Here is an 18,595-nt window from a genome sequence, read left to right on the forward strand (position 1 = left end):
CGGATCGCGGCATTTTTTTCACCCCGCGAGTTTTGCGGGGCTAGGCCTATGCTTACTTGCGGCCGGTGCTTTCCGCGTAGTCCATATACAGCTTGTGCGCGCGACGGGCCATGGGGCCGTACTCCAGCGCGCGGTCCTCCACGCGGTTCACATGGACCACCTTGCCGTAGTTGCCGGACGAGAACACTTCGTCAGCGTCTTCGATGTCGGCGCGGGTCAGGCTGCGTTCCTGCACCTCGACCCCGTCGGCTTGCAGCAGGGCCAGCACACGGCGGCGCGTGATGCCGTTCAGGAAGGTGCCGTTGTCCACGGGCGTGGAAACCACGCCGTTCTTCGCGATCCACAGATTGCTGGTGGCGAACTCGGCAATATTGCCCGCGCCGTCCAGCATGATGGCGTTGTCGAAACCCTTGTCGGCGGCTTCGCGGATGGCGCGTTGGCCGTTGGGATACAGGCACGACGCCTTGGCGTCGGTGGGGGCCATGTTCGGCCACGAGCGCGCGTAGCTGGAAAAGCAGGCCGAAAAGCCAAGTTCGCCCGGCATCGGCACCTTGAACACGTGCAATACGAACTGGGTCTTGTCGGCATCCGGCAGCAGGAAGCCGTCGGCGCAATAGAACATCGGCTTGATGTAGAGCTCAGTGCCGGCGGGGAATTTGGCCACGGCTTCCAGGCACAGCTTCTGGATGTCTTCCCAGCCAATCTGCGGCTTCATCAGCATCTTTTCGGCCGAACGCACGACACGCTGGCAGTGCAGGTCCAGGTCAGGCGTGAGGCCACGGAAGGCCCGCGCACCGTCAAAAACCATGCTGGCCATCCAGAAGGCGTGGTCGGCCGGGCCGAGCAGTTTGGGGTTTTCAGTGGTCCAGTGACCGTCGTGCCAAAACAGGGCGTCCATGTTGGAATCTTCCTTCGCTTGAATCGGGGGGCGCCGACTTGGCGCCGAAACGTCAGGATACAGGAGGCGGCTGGCGTCAGCGGCCGGCCGCCTTTGGAAAATCTACTCCTTTTGCAGCGCCGCCTGCACGCGGTCCGCCACGTCCGCGGGCATCCATTGCCGCCAGACCTGGCCGTACTGTTTCAGGAAATAGCGCGCCGCGTCTTCGGGTTCCTTACCTTCGTTTTCCAGCCAGCCCAGCGTGGCGTCGATGGCGTCGTCAGGCACCGTCAGCTTGGTGAGGAATTCGGTGACCTTCGGCGCCTGCTTGGCAAACGCCGCATTGACGCCGGTGACCACGGGGTTGGGCTTGAATTCCGTGGCGACGGGGTTGGCGCACTTGGGGTCAGTCATGCAGGTGTAGGCGGTCTGGTCGAAGGCGGGGAGTTCCAGCTTCACCAGGTCCAGCGCGCCGACCAGCGAAGTGGGCGTCCAGTAATAGAAGACGATGTCGCGCTTGCGCTTGTAGGCCGACACGATGGCGGCCTTCTGCGCGGCGCCGGAGCCCGGCGCGAACAGCGAATAATCCTTGTCCAGCTTCAGCGCGCGCAGCAGATTGTCGTTCAGGGTGCCGCAGGCCCAGCCGGCTGGGCAGCCATAGATGCGGCCGCGTCCCGGGTCTTCGGGGTCGATGAATACCTCTTTGAAGCGCGTCAGGTCAGAGGCGGACTTCAAGTCGGGATGGCGCTCGGCCGTGTAGCGCGGGATATACCAGCCTTCGCCTGCGTCGTACACATGGCCCACGCCCAGCACCTTGCCGCTGGCCAGCGCCTTCTTCCAGGCGCCTTCGATCTGGCCGGGCCAGACTTCTGGCGTCACGTCCACGTCACCGCGCTGCAATGCCGCCAGCATCGGCAGCGTTTCGCCGATTTCAACGGTGGTCTTGCAACCGTAGCCGTGCTCCAGCACGTAGCGTTCGATGCCGGCCAGCACCAGGTTGGACTCCCAGTTCAGGCCGCTGAAGCGGACTGGGCGGTCGACTTCACAAGTTGGGGCGGAGGGTGGGGAGGCGGCTGCCGCGGGGGCGATAAACGCCGCGGCCAATGCAACTGCGCCAAGAACGGGGGCAAACGGATGCGGGTTGCGCATGGTCAGGCACCTGTGGAGTGGGGTGCGTTTTATTGTAAGCGTGGAAACCGGCGCCAAATGCCAACGGGGCCGCGTGATGCGACCCCGTTGAAATCGTGCGTTGTGGTTCAGGCGCGAGCGGCGCGGCGCTTGTCGATGAACGCGCCTAGCTCGCCCACGATGCCGCGCCGGAACGCCAGCACGCAGATCACGAAGATCAGGCCGATCACGATGGTGACGGATTCACCCAGGCGCAGGAACCATTCCACGCCGGTCAGGTTGGCCATCATCTGGCCGAAGTCGCCGACCTTGTTCTCCAGCAGCACCACGATGAAGGCGCCCAGAATGGGGCCGGTCAAGGTGCCCAGCCCGCCGATCAGCGTCATCAGGATGACCAGCCCGGACATCTGCCAGGTGGCGTCCGACAGGGTGGCCGATACGAACACCAGCGTCTTGGTGGCGCCTGCCAGTCCGGCCAGTGCGGCCGACAGGACAAAGGCCAGCAGCTTGAAGCGATCGACGTCATAGCCCAGCGAAATGGCGCGCGGCTCGTTTTCGCGCAGCGCTTGCAGCACCTGTCCGAACGGTGAATTCACCGTGCGCCAGATGATGAAATAGCCGATGACGAAGATGGCCATCACCAGGTAGTACAGGTTGATGTCCTTGGACAGGTCGATGAACCCGAACAGGGTGCCGCGTGGCACGCTTTGCAGGCCGTCTTCGCCGCCAGTGAAGCTGGCCTGCAGGAAGAAGAAGAAGACCATTTGCGCCAGCGCCAGCGTGATCATGGCGAAGTAGATGCCGCTGCGCCGGATGGCGATCGCGCCCATGGCCAGCCCCAAGAGCGCCGCCACGCCCACGCCGAACAGCAGGCCGATTTCGGTGGGAAAGCCCCAGACCTTCATCGCATGCCCGGCCGCGTAGGCCGCGCTGCCCAGGAAGGCCGCATGCCCGAACGACAGCAGACCGGTAAACCCCAGCAGCAAGTTGAATGCGCAGGCGAAAAGCGCGTAGCACATGATCTTCATGACGAAGATCGGGTACACCCCAAGAAAGGGAAGAGCGGCCACCACGACGGCCAGTACCGCATAGCCCAGGAATTGACGATTCATTTTTCTTTTCCGAACAGCCCGGCCGGGCGGATCAACAGAACAATGGCCATGATGATGAACACGACGGTGCTGGAGGCTTCGGGCCAGAACACCTTTGTCAGTCCTTCAATCACACCCAGGCCCAGACCAGTGACGATGGCGCCCATGATGGACCCCATGCCGCCAATCACGACCACGGCGAACACGACGATGATGAGGTTGGACCCCATCAGCGGAGAAATCTGCAGCACGGGCGCCGCCAACACGCCGGCAAAGCCCGCCAGCGCCACGCCGAAACCATAGGTCAGCGTGATCATGCGAGGTACGTTCACGCCGAAAGCCTCGACCAGGCGCGGGTTTTCGGTGCCGGCGCGCAGCAGGGCGCCCAGGCGGGTGCGTTCGATCACGAACCAGGTCGCCATGCAGACCACCACCGACGCCACCACGACCCAGCCGCGGTAGTTCGGCAGGATCATGAAGCCCAGGTTGGTCGCGCCGCGCAGCGCATCGGGTGTGGGGTAGGGTTGGCCCGACACGCCGTAGAAGCTGCGGAACAGCCCCTCGATCAGCAAGGTCAGCCCGAAGGTCATCAGCAGCCCGTAAAGGTGGTCCAGCTTGTACAGGTGCTTGAGCAAAAGCTTTTCAATGATGATGCCGAACAGCCCGACGACCAAGGGCGCCAGAATCAACATCACCCAGTAGTTCAACCCCAGGTACGACAGCCCCATCCAGGCGACGAACGCGCCCAGCATGTAGAGCGCGCCGTGCGCGAAGTTGATGACGTTCAGCAGCCCGAAGATCACGGCAAGCCCGAGCGACAGCATGGCATAGAAGGAACCGTTGACCAGGCCCAGTAATAGCTGGCCAAGCAAGGCCTGTATGGGGATGCCAAAAAGGTCAGTCATCTTGAGAAAATCCTGCGCGTACGGATGGAAGCGAGCAAATTCAAGGTGCGGCCACGGCCTGGGCCAGGCCGCACCTTGGTGTCACATGAGCCGAGAATTACTTCTTGACCAGCTTGCAGGTGGATTCGGACAACTTGGTATAGACCTCGTCGCCGGGCAGCGTCGCCACAACCTTGTAGTAGTCCCACGGGGCCTTGGATTCGGCCGGCGTCTTGACCTGCATCAGGTACATGTCGTGGACCATGCGGCCGTCTTCGCGTACGTGGCCGTTCTGGGCAAAGAAGTCATTGACCTTGTTCGACTTCATCCATTTCATGATGGTGTCGCCGTCGTCCGAGCCCGAAGCCTTGACGCCGTTCAGGTAGAACATGGCGGCGGAATAGTCACCGGCCTGCAGCATCGACGGCTTGCGGCCGACCTTGCTTTCAAACTTCTTGCTCCAGGCGCGCGAGGCGTCGTTCAGGTCCCAGTACCAGCCCGTGGTCAGGTACATGTTCTGGGTGGTCTTCAGGCCCAGCGCGTGGATGTCGTTGATGAACACCAGCAAGCCGGCCATCTTCATCGTCTGCGTCACGCCGAATTCGTTCGCGGCCTTGACGGAATTGCTGAAGTCGCCGCCCGCATTGGCCAGGCCCAGGATCTGTGCCTTGGAGGCCTGGGCCTGCAGCAGGAACGAGGAGAAGTCGGCGGTGCCCAGCGGTGCCCGTACTTCGCCCTTGATTTCACCGCCGGCGTCTTTGACGACCTTGATCGTGTCGCGTTCAAGCGCATGGCCGAACGCATAGTCAGCGGTCAGGAAGAACCAGCTCTTGCCGCCGTCTTTCACCACGGCGGAACCCGTGCCGCGCGCCAGTGCCACGGTGTCGTAGGCATAGTGCACGGTGTAGGGCGAACATTGGGCGTTGGTCAGGTCGGAAGCGCCGGCGCCGATGGCGATGAACGGCTTCTTCTTCTCGGCGGCCACGGCCGCCATGGCCAGGCTGGTGGCAGAATTCGTACCGGCGATGATGACATCGACCTTCTGTTGGTCGAACCATTCGCGGGCGCGGGACGACGCGATGTCGGCCTTGTTCTGGTGGTCGGCGGAGACGACTTCGATCTTCTTGCCGTTGATCGACCCGCCCATCTCGTCGACCGCCATGCGGATCGCGTCCAGACCGGCCTTGCCGTCGATGTCTGAATAGACACCCGACATGTCGGTGATGAAGCCGATGCGGATGACATCGTCGGAGATACCTTGCGCGTGGGCGGTTGCCCCTGCAAATCCCAGGCCCGCCATGGCCAGTGCAGCAGTGATGGTGTGCAGCTTCATGGGATGACTCCTCTTCCCTACGGTGTAGTGTTGCCGGGGTTCCGGCGGATGACAGGTTGTTTTAGACGCCCAGCAATTCGTTGAGCGTGTCCTGTTTTTCTGAAAGTTCTGCGGCTTCGAAATGCTCGACGATCTGCCCGTGCTCCATGACATAGAAGCGATCGGCCAGCGGAGCCGCGAAGCGGAAATTCTGTTCCACCATGACGATGGTGTATCCGCGCTGCTTCAGGGCCGTGATCATGCGGGCCAGCGCCTGCACGATGACGGGCGCCAGGCCTTCCGAGATTTCGTCCAATAGCAGCAGGTTGGCGCCGGTGCGCAAGATGCGCGCTACCGCCAGCATCTGCTGTTCACCGCCCGACAAGCGCGTGCCCGGAGAATTCCGGCGCTCTTGCAGGTTGGGGAACATGTCGTAGATTTCGGCCAGCGACATGCCGCCGCCCAGCGAACCGACCACGGGGGGCAGCAGCAGGTTTTCTTCGCAGGACAAGCTGGCGAAGATGCCGCGTTCTTCGGGGCAATAGCCCACGCCCAGGTGGGCAATCTTATAAGTGGGCAGGTCGATGGCTTCGGTGCCATGGATGCGCACCGAACCCTTGCGGGATCCGGTCAGACCCAGAATGGCCCGCAGCGTCGTGGTGCGGCCGGCGCCATTGCGGCCCAGCAACGTGACCACTTCGCCTTGTCCCACGCGCATATCCACGCCGTGCAGGATATGCGATTCCCCGTACCAGGCTTGCAAGCCCGAGATTTCGAGTGCCGGGGTGCTCATGCGTGCGCTCCTTGAAGTTCGCCGTCGGTGGTGCCCATATAGGCCTGCATCACGGCGGGGTGGCGCGAGACTTCGGCATACGAGCCCTCTGCCAGCACCGCGCCGCGCGACAGCACGGTGATGGTGTTGGCGATGGAGGACACGACGTTCATGTTGTGTTCCACCATCAGGATCGTGCGCCCGGCGCTGACGCGCTTGATCAACTGCGTGACGCGGTGCACGTCTTCGTGCCCCATGCCCTGAGTGGGCTCGTCAAGCAGCATCAGTTCGGGTTCCATGGCCAGCGTCGTGGCGATTTCCAGCGCGCGCTTGCGGCCATACGGCAGGTTCACCGTGGTTTCGTCCGCGAAGGCGCCCAGGTCCACTTGTTCAAGCAGCGCGCGGGCGGGCTCGTTCAACGAGGCCAGCCGCTTGTCGCTTTGCCAGAAGTGGAACGACAACCCGGTCTTGCGCTGCAGACCGATGCGCACGTTCTCAAGCACGGTCAGGTGAGGGAACACCGCCGATATCTGGAACGAACGGATGATGCCGCGCCGCGCGATCTGCGCGGGACGTTCGCCCGTAATGTCGATGCCGTTGAACTTGATGGTTCCCGACGTGGGCGATAAAAACTTGGTAAGCAGGTTGAAGCATGTCGTCTTGCCCGCGCCGTTTGGCCCGATCAATGCATGAATCTCGCCCCGCTTGATACGCAAATCGACCCCATTGACCGCGACGAATCCGCGGAACTCCTTGGTGAGGCCTTTTGTCTCCAGGATTGTGTCATCCATGTTCGCTGCACCAGCGTTGTATTTATATGGTCTCTGCCTGCCGTCATTGCGCCAAGCCCCCGCAGGGCGGAAATCCTAACGATCTTTCGTAGTTTTCCGATGAGTTGCCGGCGAGTATGCGGACGTCGCAATCAAAATTCCATGAGGGTTTTACATAGGTTTTGCAGTGCGGAAAGGGCAATTGTCGGCAGGCCGACAATACGTGCGCCGCAAGGCGGGAAAACCCTTTTTACTGAGCAATGCGTTGCAGCAAAACCGCTTTGATGTGCGTGACCCGTAGGATGGGTGCAGCGCGCGAAGCCCTACAAAAAAAACTGATGAATGCCGCGCGAAACCCATCAAGCAGCGGTGAATATTAAGAATATTCAGCCACAGCACAACGTCCATGTGATGGGTTTCGCGCGAACGAAATCAGTGTTCTTGGCGCAGGCCTTGGCGCGCTACACCCATCCTACGACTTGCACGAAGCAAGCCTAGATCACGCCACCGTCTTCTGCTTGAATTCGCACAAGTCCGAGATTCCGCATTGCGGGCATTTTGGCGTACGCGCCACACAGATGTAGCGGCCGTGCAGGATCAGCCAGTGATGCGCGTCCTGGATGTATTCGCGGGGAACGAACTTCACGAGTTTGTCTTCAACTTCCAACACGTTCTTGCCTGGCGCGATACCCGTGCGATTCGACACGCGGAAAATGTGCGTGTCCACCGCCATCGTGGGTTGGCCGAACGCCGTGTTGAGCACCACGTTGGCCGTTTTGCGGCCCACGCCGGGCAGCGATTCCAGTGCTTCACGCGTTTGCGGCACTTCGCCGCCGTGATGTTCAAGCAAGATCCGACAGGTGGCGATCGTGTTCTTGGCCTTGGTGCGATACAGCCCGATGGTCTTGATGAAATCGGACAAGCCTTCTTCGCCCAGTGCCAGCAGGGCTTCGGGCGTGCCGTACTGCGGGAAGAACTTGCGCGTAGCGATGTTGACGGACTTGTCGGTGGCTTGCGCCGACAACAGCACCGCGATCAGCAACTGAAACGGCGTGTCGTATTCCAGTTCGGTGGTGGGGTGCGGGTTTGCCGCTTGCAGGCGGGCGAAGATTTCACGGCGTTTGGCTGCGTTCATGACTGCGTGGGATTGCGGCGAGCCCGAGCACGGGCCAGCGCGGATTCAATGGCGGAGCGCTTGCGGTCTTCGCTTTGCGCGTCGTCGACTACCGGGGCGCTGGGGGCGGCGGGTGCTTCTGGCGCCATCAGACGCGCATTATCGGCGGCCAGGCGTTCAACGCGGGCCAGGTGGTTACGATGGCGCTGGCGGCTGATGCTGGCGTCCTGCGCGGTCCAGGCGCGTCCAGCGGGCACCATCTGAATACAGTCCACGGGACAGGGCGCCACGCACAGGTCGCAGCCGGTGCACCAATCGGCAAGCACGGTGTGCATGTGCTTGTTGGCGCCCACGATGGCATCCACGGGACAGGCCTGAATGCACAGCGTACAGCCGATGCAGTGCGATTCATCGATGCGAGCAACCAGCAGCGGACCCGGTTCGCCGCGCTCAAGGTCCAGCGGGAGGGCAGGCGTTTGCACCAGCGCGGCCAGCGCGGCGATGCCCTCATCGCCACCCGGCGGACAGCGGTTGATGGGTGCCGAGCCTTGCGCGATAGCCTCGGCATAAGGCCGACAGCCGTCATAGCCGCACTTGGTACATTGCGTCTGAGGCAGCAAAGCGTCAACACGGTCCGCAAGCAAACGAGAATTCATGATGTGCAACAAAAAAACGTAGGATGGGTGGAGCGCGGCACCACCAAGGCAAGAACCCAATCCCCAAACGCGCGCAACCCATCAAGCAGCGCCGGCACCAAGGCAACACTAGCCACAGCACCACCACACCCAACAAATAGCTCAACGCGCGCAATCCATCAAACCACGCAGGCGCCATGGCGACTTCCGCCACAGCACCCACCCATCTGATGAATTACGCGCGCTTGAGGCCCAAGACCAGGATCAGGGGCAGGCTTCGAGCTTAGCTAAGCCTAAGCCGATTGCCGGATGAATTCGGCAATTTTAGGACAGATCATTTCGCGCCAGCGGCGGCCCGAGAAAATCCCGTAATGGCCGCAGTTCGGCGCGGTGTAGTGCGACTTGCGCTCGGCCGGGATGTTCTTGCACAGCTTGATCGCCGCGCGGGTCTGGCCCTGGCCCGAGATATCGTCCAGCTCGCCTTCAATGGTGAAGAGAGCAACCTGCTTGATATCAGCAGGACGCACGGTCTGGCCGTCGACTTCCCAGGTACCGCTGGGCAGCGCGAAGTCCTGGAACACCATGCGGATCGTGTCCAGGTAGAACTCTGCCGGCATGTCCAGCACCGCGTTGTATTCGTCGTAGAAACGGCGGTGCGCCTCGGCGTCGCTGTCGTCGCCACGCAGCAGGTCCAGGTAGAACTCGTAATGCGACTTCATGTGGCGGTCCGGGTTCATGGCCATGAACCCGGCGTGCTGCAGAAAGCCCGGATACACCTTGCGGCCGGCGCCCGGATAGCGCGGCGGCACGGGGTGGATCACCTGGCTTTCAAACCAGGAATACGGCTTGGTTGTGGCCAGGCGATTCACCTGCGTGGGCGACTGGCGCGGGTCGATGGGGCCGCCCATCATCACCATGCTGCGCGGCTGGCAGGGGTCGTTGGCGGTGGCCATCAACGACACGGCGGCCAGCACCGGCACGGTGGGCTGGCAAACCGAAATGACGTGCACGTCCGGCCCCAGGTGCCGAATGAAATCCTGCACGTAGCGGACATAGTCGTTCAGGTGGAACGGCCCCGCCGACAGGGGCACCATGCGGGCGTCGACCCAATCCGTCACGTAGACATCATGGGCGGGCAGCAAGGCGCGCACCGTGTCACGCAGCAAGGTCGCGTGGTGGCCCGAAAGCGGGGCAACCAGCAGAACCTTCGGGTCATCCTTGTTGGCGCCGCGAACGTCGCGATGAAAGTGCACCAGACGGCAAAAGGGCTTGTCCAGCGCAACGGCTTCGGTCACGTGGACCGATTTGCCGTTGATGTCGGTGGCGGGCAGATTCCAGGCGGGCTTCTGGTATTCCTTGCCGATACGGGTCATCAACTCATACCCGGCGGCCATTTGGCGGGAAATCGGGGTGTAAGCGAGGGGGCTGTAGGGGCTGGAGAACAGTTGAGAACCGGCATCCGTGAATGCAGCGAACGGAGTCAGGAAGGCGCGCTGCATTTCGTGCAATTGGTACAGCATTTGGGATATGTCCTTCTGGGTCGTGCGTGTGACCCGATTATTGCGCCGCGGACTAAAGATATATCCAATCAGCCTAAAGAAACTGCCACAAGAACCGGGAATATGTTGCTAAAAAGAGACCCGTCATCCCATTACGCACCAGTTTAGGGCGTTTTTTGACCCTGCATAGAGACTAAACGGAGGATTTATGCACTACGCCGGGCCGTGCGGGGTCACCAGTAATTTTCCACCGCCAGGTTGCCGGGAATGCCCCGACGGCCAGGCTTGAAACCGCGTTCGCCCAGCAGCTTGCGGGCGTCCGCCAGCATGTCCGGATTGCCGCAAAGCATGACCTTCGCCTGCTCGGGATCCAGCGGCAGCCCGGCCAATTGCTCAAGCCTGCCATCGGCGATCAGGGTGGTCAGGCGTTCCTGCGGCATGCCGGGCAGCGCTTCGCGGGTAGCGATGGGCAGGTATACGAGCTTGCGCGGATCGGCCGCGAACAGCGGCGCCAGATCCGGTTGCTTGCGCCAGGATTCGATTTCTTCGCGGTAAGCCAGTTCCGCCTTGGTGCGCACGCCATGCACCAGGATGATGCGGCGATAGGCGCGCCACGTTGCGGGGTCGCGCAGGATGGACAGATAGGCCGACAGCCCCGTGCCGGAGGCCAGCAGCCACAGGTCGCCGCCCGGTGTGAAGCGCTCCAGGGTCAGGAACCCGTAGGGGGCTTTTTCCACGTACAGCGCGTCACCCGGTTGCAATTGCGCCATGCGCGGGCTGAACAGGCCATCGGGGACCACGATGGAATAGAACTCCAGCCCGGACTCATGCGGGGCCGACACCATCGAATACGCGCGCCAGAGCGTGGGCGGGCCGTCGGGATCATCGGCGCTTGGCAAACCGACCCGGGCAAACTGGCCCGGCAGGAACGTGTACCCGGCGTCGCGCGTCACGCGCAAGGAGAACAGCTTGTCGGGCACCCAGGTATGGACGTGGGTTACGGTCTGGCGCGTGTATTTGGAGTCGTCGGTCATCGGGGCATCGCGCGAGGCCGGCCGCCAAAGGGACGCCGGCGCTCGTGGATTATTTTTCCAGGTATTGCAGCTTGTCCTGCTTGCCGTTCCATTCGTCGGCGTCCGGCAGGGGCTTCTTGGCGCGGCTGATGCTGGCGAACTCGGGCGAGAGTTCAGCGTTCAGCGCGATGAAATTCATCTGGTCCTGGGGCACATCTTCTTCGGCGTAGATGGCATTGGCCGGGCATTCCGGGATGCAGACGGCGCAGTCGATGCATTCGTCAGGATCGATCACGAGGAAGTTCGGACCCTCACGAAAACAGTCCACCGGGCACACATCAACGCAATCGGTGTACTTGCACTTAATACAGTTTTCGGTGACAACGTGGGTCATTCAGGAACTCCGGGATCGGCGGCTTTTGTGTCTTGTTGGGCGGATTTTACCCAATGCGCGCCCGATGTGCCGGTAATACCCGTATTGACATCGTGGCCCATGGCCCTGAACCCCGTGTTCTCTATGCTATGGTGTCGCGAAACGATACGCGCAACCATGATAATCACCTCGCTGCTCGACACCGATCTGTATAAATTCAGCATGATGCAGGTGGTACTGCATCAGTTTCCCGCTGCACAGGTCGAGTACCGTTACAAGTGCCGCACCGCTGGGGCCGACCTGCGCCCCTATCTGGATGAAATCCGCGAAGAGGTGCACCAGCTTTGCCAGTTGCGCTTCACCCAGGACGAACTGGATTACCTGGGCGGCTTGCGCTTCATCAAAAGTGACTTCGTCGACTTCCTCGGCTTGTTCCACCTGCCCGAGCGTTGCATCCACATCAGCGAAGGCGACGCGCCCGGCGAGATCTCGATTGAAGTGAAAGGCCCCTGGCTGCACACGATTCTGTTCGAGATCCCGGTGCTGGCCATCGTCAACGAGGTCTACTTCCGCAACACCCGCAAGAACCCCGATTGGGAAGAGGGCCGCCAACGCCTGCAGTCCAAGATGCATCTGGTGCTGGACGACCCCGCGCTGGCCGATTTCCGCGTGGCCGAATATGGTACGCGCCGCCGCTTCTCGAAGGTCTGGCACCAGGAAGTGGTGTCCACCATGAAGGCCCAGATGGGCGAGCACTTCGCTGGCACCAGCAATGTGTTGCTGGCCAAGCAGCATGAAGTGCTGCCGTTGGGCACGATGGGCCACGAATACCTGCAAGCCTGCCAGGCGTTGGGCCCGCGCCTGCGCGATTCGCAGGTGTTCGCGCTGGAAGTCTGGGCGAAGGAATACCGTGGCGACCTGGGCATTGCCCTGTCGGACGTCTACGGCATGGACGCCTTCCTGCGCGACTTCGACATGTATTTCTGCAAGCTCTTCGACGGCGCCCGCCATGATTCCGGCGACCCCTTCGTCTGGGGCGAACGGCTGCTTGAGCACTACCGCAAGAACCGCGTGGACCCGCGCGCCAAGACGCTGGTGTTCTCGGATTCGTTGACGTTCCCGCGCGCCATCGAGCTGGCGCGCCAGTTCGCCGGGCGCTGCAAGGTGTCGTTCGGCATTGGCACCAACCTGACCAACGACCTGGGCCACGAGCCGCTGCAGATCGTCATGAAGATGGTCCGCTGCAACGGGCAACCGGTGGCCAAGGTGTCCGACGCGCCTGAAAAGACCATGTGCGACGATCCCGCCTACCTGGCGTATTTGCGCCAGGTGTTCCAGCTACCGCCCGCCTGAGGGCGGCTCGGGGTACATTGCTGGCTTCCTTGTTTTGATCCACCCACCACTTGAATCTAGGGGAATATTCATGAGCAGCATCAAGCGCTTCCACGTCGCCAAGCGCCTGTCGGACATGGCCGTGTACAACGGTGTCGCGTACCTGGCAGGCCAGGTGCCGGACGACGCCAAGCTGGACATCACCGGCCAGACCGAGCAAGTGCTCGCCACGATCGACCGCCTGCTGGCCGAAGCTGGCACCGACAAGACCAAGATCCTGATGGCCCAGATCTACGTGGCCAACATCAAGGAATTCGACGGCATGAACAAGGCCTGGGACGCGTGGGTCGCTGACGGCAATTCGCCTCCGCGCGCCACCGTCGAAGCCCGTTTGGCCAATCCCGACTTCAAGGTCGAGATCATCGTGACGGCCGCGATCTAAGCGAACCCCGCTCGCTTGCGAAAAGCCCTTCGGCATGCCGAAGGGCTTTTTCTTGCGCGCTCACGATGGGGGACCCCCGGTCCGACGCGCCGTCAGCCGCCCCAGGTCAGCCACCCATCAACACCGTCGCCGCCAACAGCCCGCCCAGTTCCTCGCACCGATCCAGATCCGCCTGGGGCACCACCTTCTCGGCCCAGATCTGCTCGCCCGTTTGCGCGCCCAGGTTGACGATCAAGGCGGGCGCTACGGCCTTCAGCCGCCAGCCGGTGCAAATCCGCTCAAGCTGCCGCGCCGCTCCCGTGCCGTCGCTGCCGGCGCTGATGGCGCAGGCGTAAGGCAGCCCCTGGATACGATCCAGCACGGCGTAGTAATTGCGGTCGAAAAACTCTTTCATCTCCCCGCTCAGGCTGGCCAGGTTTTCCGGCGCGCAGAACAGATAGCCCTGGCTGGCCAGCAGGGCGTTGGCCTCGACGTCGGCCGCACGACGCAGCACGACGCGCAAGTCGTCCGCCTGTTCCAGTTGCGCCGCGGCCGCTGCCGCGCCCCGGGCGGCGGCTTCGGCCATTTGCCGCGCGGCGCCAGTGCGTGAATGCCAGACGATCAGCAGTTGCTTCATGCGTAGCGTTCCAAGGTGTCTTGCCGGTAGTACGCCCGCAGCAGTGCATGCCATTCGGGCAAGGCTTGTTGCATGGGGGCCGGGTCCACAAAAAAGTGCTCGGAGCTGACGGCGAAGAATTCCGCTTCGTCCGTGGCGGCATACGGGTCCAGCGGCAGTTGGCCGTACCAGGCGTCCGCGTCTTCGCTTTCGGGGTCCATGTCGTGCGGAATGGCGGCTTCGACGGCATCCAGCGCGGCAATGAAACGGTCCAGGCTGTCGTCCAACACGCGCCGCCAAACCTGCGGCTTCAGGTCGGGGTGGGCGGCCAGCGACGGCATGCCGTCCGCCATGCCCGAACGCAGGTCCAGCTTGTGGGCAAATTCGTGGATGATCACGTTGAAGCCGCCCTCGGACAACTGCGTGTCTTCCCAGGACAGCACCAGCGGGCCGCCTTCCCAGGCTTCGCCCGCCGCGTCTTCGATGAATTCATGGACCACGCCGTCATCGTCCTGGCGGGTGCGCGGAATGCGGAAGCTGGCGGGGTACACGATGATCTCGTCCCAGCCCTCATACAGTTCGGGTGACAGGTTCAGGATGGGCAGGCTGGCCTGGGCCGCGATCGACAGGCGCATGAAGTCCGAGACCTCAAGGCCTTGCGCGCCATTGATGGTTTTGCTGGCCAGCAGCCAGGCCGACCGCGCCAGCAATTGCGCGGTTTCATCAGCGTTCAACACCGCCAGGAAAGGATGGGCATCCAGCACCTGCCGCCAGAGTTGCGGCGAGATGCGAGCTTGCATCTCGGCCACTGCCGACGGGCGGGCGCCCCGGCCCTTGAGCCAGCGCAACATAAGCTTTGGTTCCTTCTATATGCCGGAATTGGCGAGGGATTCTGCGTAACCAAACGCTAGTGTAGAGTGTCGGGATATCAACCTACCCACGCATGACGCCTGTGATGTCCGTCCCGCCTGTTATCGACGCGCCTTCGCCTTTTGACGCTTCCTGGCGGCAGGAGGTAGGCGCGGGTCTGGACGCTGATGGCGTTGCCTTGATCGACCAGGCCGTTGTCTGGGCCATCCCACGCTTTGAAGGGCAGCACGCCCTGACTGGCGAGCCGCTGGCAAGCCATGGCGCCGGCGTCGTTCGCATCTTGGCGGCCTTGCATACCGACGCCGCCACACGGGCCGCCGCACTGCTGGCAGCCTTGCCCACCGACTTGATGGCGCCCGCACCGGCCTTGCGCAACGACCCGATCGCCACGGCTTTCGGCGCGGAAGTCGCGCGGCTGGTGCAAGGCACGCGCGCCTTGCTGCGCTTGGGCGTGGTGGCCCGACAGGCCAGCGATGCCGAAGCCGAAACCGGCTCGCAAAAGGAAATGCAGCGCAAGATGCTGCTTGCCATGGCGGCCGACCTGCGCATCGTGCTGATGCGGCTGGCGTCCCGCCTGCGCACCTTACGCTGGCACGCGGAAAGCAAGGCCCCGTGCTCGACCGACTTCGCGCGCGAAACGCTGGACCTGTATGCCCCGCTGGCAAACCGCCTGGGCATCTGGCAGATCAAATGGGAAATGGAAGACCTGTCTTTCCGCTTCCTGGAGCCTGACCGCTACAAGCAGATCGCCCGCTTGCTGGAAGAAAAGCGGGTTGAGCGCGAGGCTTTCATCGCCGGCGCCATCGACCGCCTGCAAACGGCGCTGACCAAGGCCGGCATCGATGCCGAAGTCAGCGGCCGGCCCAAGCATATCTACAGCATCTGGAACAAAATGCGCGTCAAGCGCCTGGATTTTTCCCAGATGTATGACCTGCGCGCGCTGCGTGTCATCGTTGACGACGTGCGCGCCTGCTACACGGCGTTGGGGCTGGTGCACGAGATGTGGACACCGCTGTCCGACGAGTTCGACGATTACATTTCCCGGCCCAAGCCCAACGGCTACCGTTCGCTGCATACCGTGGTGACGGACGATGACGGCCGCCCGTTCGAAGTGCAGATCCGAACGCGCGAGATGCACCAGTTCGCCGAGTACGGCATGGCGGCGCATTGGCGCTACAAGGAAGCGGGCGCCAAGGGCGGGCAGGTTGCCGCGTCCAGTGAGTACGACCGCCAGTTGGCGTGGATGAGGCAGTTGCTGGCCTGGAACAGCGATGTTGAAGGCGGGAGCGAGCCGGAGCAAGAGGCGGGCAAATCCGAACCCGGCAAGGCCGACGCAGGCCGATCCGACACTGGCAAGGCCGCATCCGGCAAGCCAGCGTCCAGCAAGAACCGTAACGCGATCAAGCCGCCCGCGCACACGGACGAACGCATCTACGTGCTGACGCCGCAGGCGCGCGTGATCGAGCTTCCTGCCGGCGCCACGCCGGTGGACTTCGCGTATCACCTGCATACCGACCTGGGGCACCGCTGCCGGGGCGCTCGTGTCGATGGGCAGATGGTGCCGTTGCAAACGCATCTGTCCACCGGGCAGACCGTGGAAATCATCTCGGCCAAGTCGGGCGGGCCGTCGCGGGATTGGCTGAATCCCCAATTGGGGTTCCTGGCCAGCCCGCGCGCGCGCGCCAAGGTGCGGATGTGGTTCAACGCTATCGAGTTGCAGCAGCGCATCACGCAAGGGCAGGCGCTGGTGGAAAAAGAACTGCAACGCCTGGGCAAGACCGCGATCAACCTTGAACAGTTGGCGCAGAATCTGGGGTTTGCCCGCGCCGATGACTTATACGTGGCGGCGGCCAAGGAAGAGTTCAGCCTGCGCCAGATCGACAGCGTATTCCAGCAGCCGGCGCCGGTCACCGAACCGCAACCCGCCGCTCTGCGCCACGCCAGCGCCGGCAGCGCAGAGAAAAGCGGCAAGAGCGGCGTGCTGGTGGTGGGCGTGGGGTCCTTGCTGACGCAGTTGGCGCGCTGCTGCCGTCCCGCGCCGCCCGATGCCATCGCCGGCTTTGTCACCCGTGGCCGTGGCGTGTCTATCCACCGTAGCGATTGCCACAGCTATCTGGCGCTGGCCGCGCGCGAGCCCGAACGGGTCATCGACGTGGCTTGGGGGGAAACGTCAGACACCTTTTATCCGGTAGACATCAGCGTGCGCGCGCACGACCGCCCCGGCCTGTTGCGCGACCTGTCCGAAGTGTTTGCGCGCTTGCGCCTGAACGTGGTGGGCGTGAACACGCAAAGCAAGCAGTCGCTGGCCCATATGGTGTTCACGGTGGAAGTGCGCGGGGGCGAATCGCTGACCCGGGCGCTGGATGCGCTGGCCGAAGTGGCGGGCGTGTCCTCGGCGTCGCGCCGATAGGGCTTACTTATTAAGCCGGTTCCCCTGGGCCGAGCGGCCGCAGGGGACAGGGTTTGGTGCCCGGGTTTAGTGGTCCAGATTGTCATGCGCGCGATCGCGCATGAAGAACGAGGCAATCAGGCCCAGCGCCACACCGAACATAACGTAGTAGGCGGGGGCCATCGGCGAGCCGGTGGTCTTGATCAGCCACGTCACGATGAATTGCGCGAAGCCGCCGAAGATCATCACGGCCACGTTGTAGGCCAGGGACAGGCCCACGGACCGCACGCGCGCCGGGAACAATTCCGCCATCACCGTGCTGAATACGCCGAAGAAGGCCGACACGAAGAAGCAGACCACGATCTGCACCGTCAGCAGGCGGCCGATCGACGGCGCATCCGACAGCCAGTAATACAGCGGGTACAGCACGATCAGGTAGCCGATCAGCGAACCGATCACCAACGGACGGCGGCCGACACGGTCGGACCACGCGCCCATGAACGGCGTCATCAGCACCATCAGCGCCGCGCCCGCCATCTGCACCATGAAGGTTTCCTTCATCGGCAGCTTCAGGATCTGCGTGGAATACGTCACAAGGTACGTGAACGTGATGTAGATGGACACTGTGGCCGTCACCACCAGGCCCACGCCTATCATCGTTTCGCGGGTGTGACTCTTGATCATCTGAACCAGGCTCAGGCGCTGCACCTCACCGCGCGCGGCGGCTTGGCGGTCTTCTTCCTGCATCTGCTTGAAGACTTCGGTTTCGTCGATGTTGCGGCGGATATAGATCGCGATGGGAACAATTACGAGGCCAAGAGCGAACGGCAGGCGCCAGGCCCAGTCGGCGATCTGTTCTTGCGTGAAGAACTCGGTGATCAACGTGCCGCAGGCCGCGCCGATCAGCAAGGCCAGCATCTGGCCCGCCATCTGCCACGACCCGTAGAAGCCGCGCTTGCCGTTGGGCGCCATTTCAATCAGCAGCGCCGTGGACGTGCCGAATTCGCCACCCGCAGAAAAGCCCTGCAACAGGCGCGCGATCAAGATGAAGATGGGGGCCAGGATGCCGGCCGCGTGGTAGGTGGGGGCCACCGTGATCAGCGCGATGGACACGGCCATCAGCGACGTCACCATCACCATGGCCGCCTTGCGCCCCTTTTTGTCGCCGTACAGGCCCAGGATGATGCCGCCCACCGGGCGCATGAAAAAGCCGACGCCGAAGATGGCCGTCGTCATCAGGATGGCGTTGAGCTCGCTGCCGGGCAGGGTGGGGTCGGTGGGGAAGAACAGCTTCGCGATGATCGGCGTCATGAACGCGAACACCAGGAAGTCATACCATTCGAGGGCGTTGCCTATGACTGCGGCCACGATGTTGCGTGTGGGGACTGCTTTGTGCTGCACGGTTTCTCCTAGTGGGGCTGGCTTCAATTCGGGCGACATTCTAGGCGCTTAACGCGTGAACAGTGCCGGACGCCGTTCGAGACGAACGCGCTTCCTGG

Annotated in this window: 18 protein-coding genes; 3 read left to right on the forward strand and 15 right to left on the reverse strand. The window is 62.8% G+C overall.

The genetic code is table 11. From position 1 onward, the window contains the following. Positions 1-52 precede the first annotated feature (52 nt). The 12 genes from ELS24_RS06955 to fdxA form a co-directional block, all read right to left on the reverse strand. Positions 53-898 (reverse strand): branched-chain amino acid aminotransferase, encoded by an 846-nt coding sequence (locus tag ELS24_RS06955; protein WP_050447607.1) that lies wholly within the window; start codon positions 896-898, stop codon positions 53-55. 102 nt (positions 899-1,000) lie between these two features. After that, complete coding sequence (locus ELS24_RS06960; protein WP_127183729.1) at positions 1,001-2,026, reverse strand: ABC transporter substrate-binding protein; 1,026 nt, start codon at positions 2,024-2,026, stop codon at positions 1,001-1,003. 107 nt (positions 2,027-2,133) lie between these two features. Further along, positions 2,134-3,117, reverse strand: a complete 984-nt coding sequence (locus ELS24_RS06965; RefSeq protein WP_050447609.1) for a branched-chain amino acid ABC transporter permease — start codon at positions 3,115-3,117, stop codon at positions 2,134-2,136. Beyond that, positions 3,114-4,001 (reverse strand): branched-chain amino acid ABC transporter permease, encoded by an 888-nt coding sequence (locus ELS24_RS06970; protein ID WP_050447610.1) that lies wholly within the window; start codon positions 3,999-4,001, stop codon positions 3,114-3,116. Before ELS24_RS06970 ends, ELS24_RS06965 begins: the two co-directional genes overlap by 4 nt. A 97-nt stretch (positions 4,002-4,098) precedes the next feature. Beyond that, positions 4,099-5,313 (reverse strand): ABC transporter substrate-binding protein, encoded by a 1,215-nt coding sequence (locus ELS24_RS06975; RefSeq protein ID WP_050447611.1) that lies wholly within the window; start codon positions 5,311-5,313, stop codon positions 4,099-4,101. A gap of 61 nt (positions 5,314-5,374) precedes the next feature. After that, entirely contained in the window at positions 5,375-6,085 is a 711-nt protein-coding gene (locus ELS24_RS06980; RefSeq protein WP_013392192.1) for an ABC transporter ATP-binding protein, read from the reverse strand. Next, on the reverse strand, positions 6,082-6,855 hold the full coding sequence (locus ELS24_RS06985; RefSeq protein WP_050447612.1) for an ABC transporter ATP-binding protein: 774 nt from the start codon (positions 6,853-6,855) through the stop codon (positions 6,082-6,084). Before ELS24_RS06985 ends, ELS24_RS06980 begins: the two co-directional genes overlap by 4 nt. A 478-nt stretch (positions 6,856-7,333) precedes the next feature. Further along, positions 7,334-7,969, reverse strand: coding sequence for an endonuclease III (gene nth, locus ELS24_RS06990; RefSeq protein WP_127183730.1), 636 nt, complete (start codon positions 7,967-7,969; stop codon positions 7,334-7,336). Continuing rightward, positions 7,966-8,604: an electron transport complex subunit RsxB gene (rsxB, locus tag ELS24_RS06995; protein ID WP_230693478.1), complete on the reverse strand. Its 639-nt coding sequence runs from the start codon at positions 8,602-8,604 to the stop codon at positions 7,966-7,968. The genes nth and rsxB overlap by 4 nt, the downstream gene beginning before the upstream one ends. A 272-nt stretch (positions 8,605-8,876) precedes the next feature. Then, positions 8,877-10,103 carry a polyhydroxyalkanoate depolymerase gene (locus ELS24_RS07000; protein WP_050447614.1) on the reverse strand — a complete coding sequence of 409 codons (1,227 nt, stop codon included), beginning with the start codon at positions 10,101-10,103 and terminating at the stop codon, positions 8,877-8,879. Between the two features lie 212 nt (positions 10,104-10,315). Then, on the reverse strand, positions 10,316-11,116 hold the full coding sequence (locus ELS24_RS07005) for a ferredoxin--NADP reductase (protein ID WP_127183731.1): 801 nt from the start codon (positions 11,114-11,116) through the stop codon (positions 10,316-10,318). A 49-nt stretch (positions 11,117-11,165) separates the two neighbouring features. After that, positions 11,166-11,489: a ferredoxin FdxA gene (gene fdxA, locus ELS24_RS07010; protein WP_013392198.1), complete on the reverse strand. Its 324-nt coding sequence runs from the start codon at positions 11,487-11,489 to the stop codon at positions 11,166-11,168. A 156-nt stretch (positions 11,490-11,645) separates the two neighbouring features. Here fdxA and pncB point away from each other — a divergent pair, with 156 nt between their 5' ends. Then, positions 11,646-12,821, forward strand: a complete 1,176-nt coding sequence (gene pncB / locus ELS24_RS07015) for a nicotinate phosphoribosyltransferase (protein ID WP_006218016.1) — start codon at positions 11,646-11,648, stop codon at positions 12,819-12,821. A 70-nt stretch (positions 12,822-12,891) separates the two neighbouring features. Continuing rightward, positions 12,892-13,242: a RidA family protein gene (locus ELS24_RS07020; RefSeq protein ID WP_006218017.1), complete on the forward strand. Its 351-nt coding sequence runs from the start codon at positions 12,892-12,894 to the stop codon at positions 13,240-13,242. Between the two features lie 106 nt (positions 13,243-13,348). Here ELS24_RS07020 and ELS24_RS07025 read toward each other — a convergent pair whose 3' ends face one another. Together ELS24_RS07025 and ELS24_RS07030 are read right to left on the reverse strand one after the other, a co-directional pair. Then, complete coding sequence (locus ELS24_RS07025; protein ID WP_127183732.1) at positions 13,349-13,858, reverse strand: NAD(P)H-dependent oxidoreductase; 510 nt, start codon at positions 13,856-13,858, stop codon at positions 13,349-13,351. Further along, the gene (locus ELS24_RS07030) at positions 13,855-14,688 is read right to left on the reverse strand and encodes a zinc-dependent peptidase (protein ID WP_127183733.1); all 834 of its coding nucleotides are present in this window, start codon (positions 14,686-14,688) and stop codon (positions 13,855-13,857) included. The genes ELS24_RS07025 and ELS24_RS07030 overlap by 4 nt, the downstream gene beginning before the upstream one ends. A 104-nt stretch (positions 14,689-14,792) precedes the next feature. Here ELS24_RS07030 and ELS24_RS07035 point away from each other — a divergent pair, with 104 nt between their 5' ends. Then, the gene (locus tag ELS24_RS07035; protein WP_127183734.1) at positions 14,793-17,117 is read left to right on the forward strand and encodes a RelA/SpoT family protein; all 2,325 of its coding nucleotides are present in this window, start codon (positions 14,793-14,795) and stop codon (positions 17,115-17,117) included. A gap of 66 nt (positions 17,118-17,183) precedes the next feature. On the opposite strand, the gene ELS24_RS07040 is transcribed toward ELS24_RS07035, so the two are convergent. Next, positions 17,184-18,497 (reverse strand): MFS transporter, encoded by a 1,314-nt coding sequence (locus ELS24_RS07040; protein WP_083447413.1) that lies wholly within the window; start codon positions 18,495-18,497, stop codon positions 17,184-17,186. Positions 18,498-18,595 lie beyond the last annotated feature (98 nt).

It is taken from the genome of Achromobacter spanius (assembly GCF_003994415.1).
GTDB classification, from domain to species: Bacteria; Pseudomonadota; Gammaproteobacteria; order Burkholderiales; family Burkholderiaceae_B; genus Achromobacter; species Achromobacter spanius_C.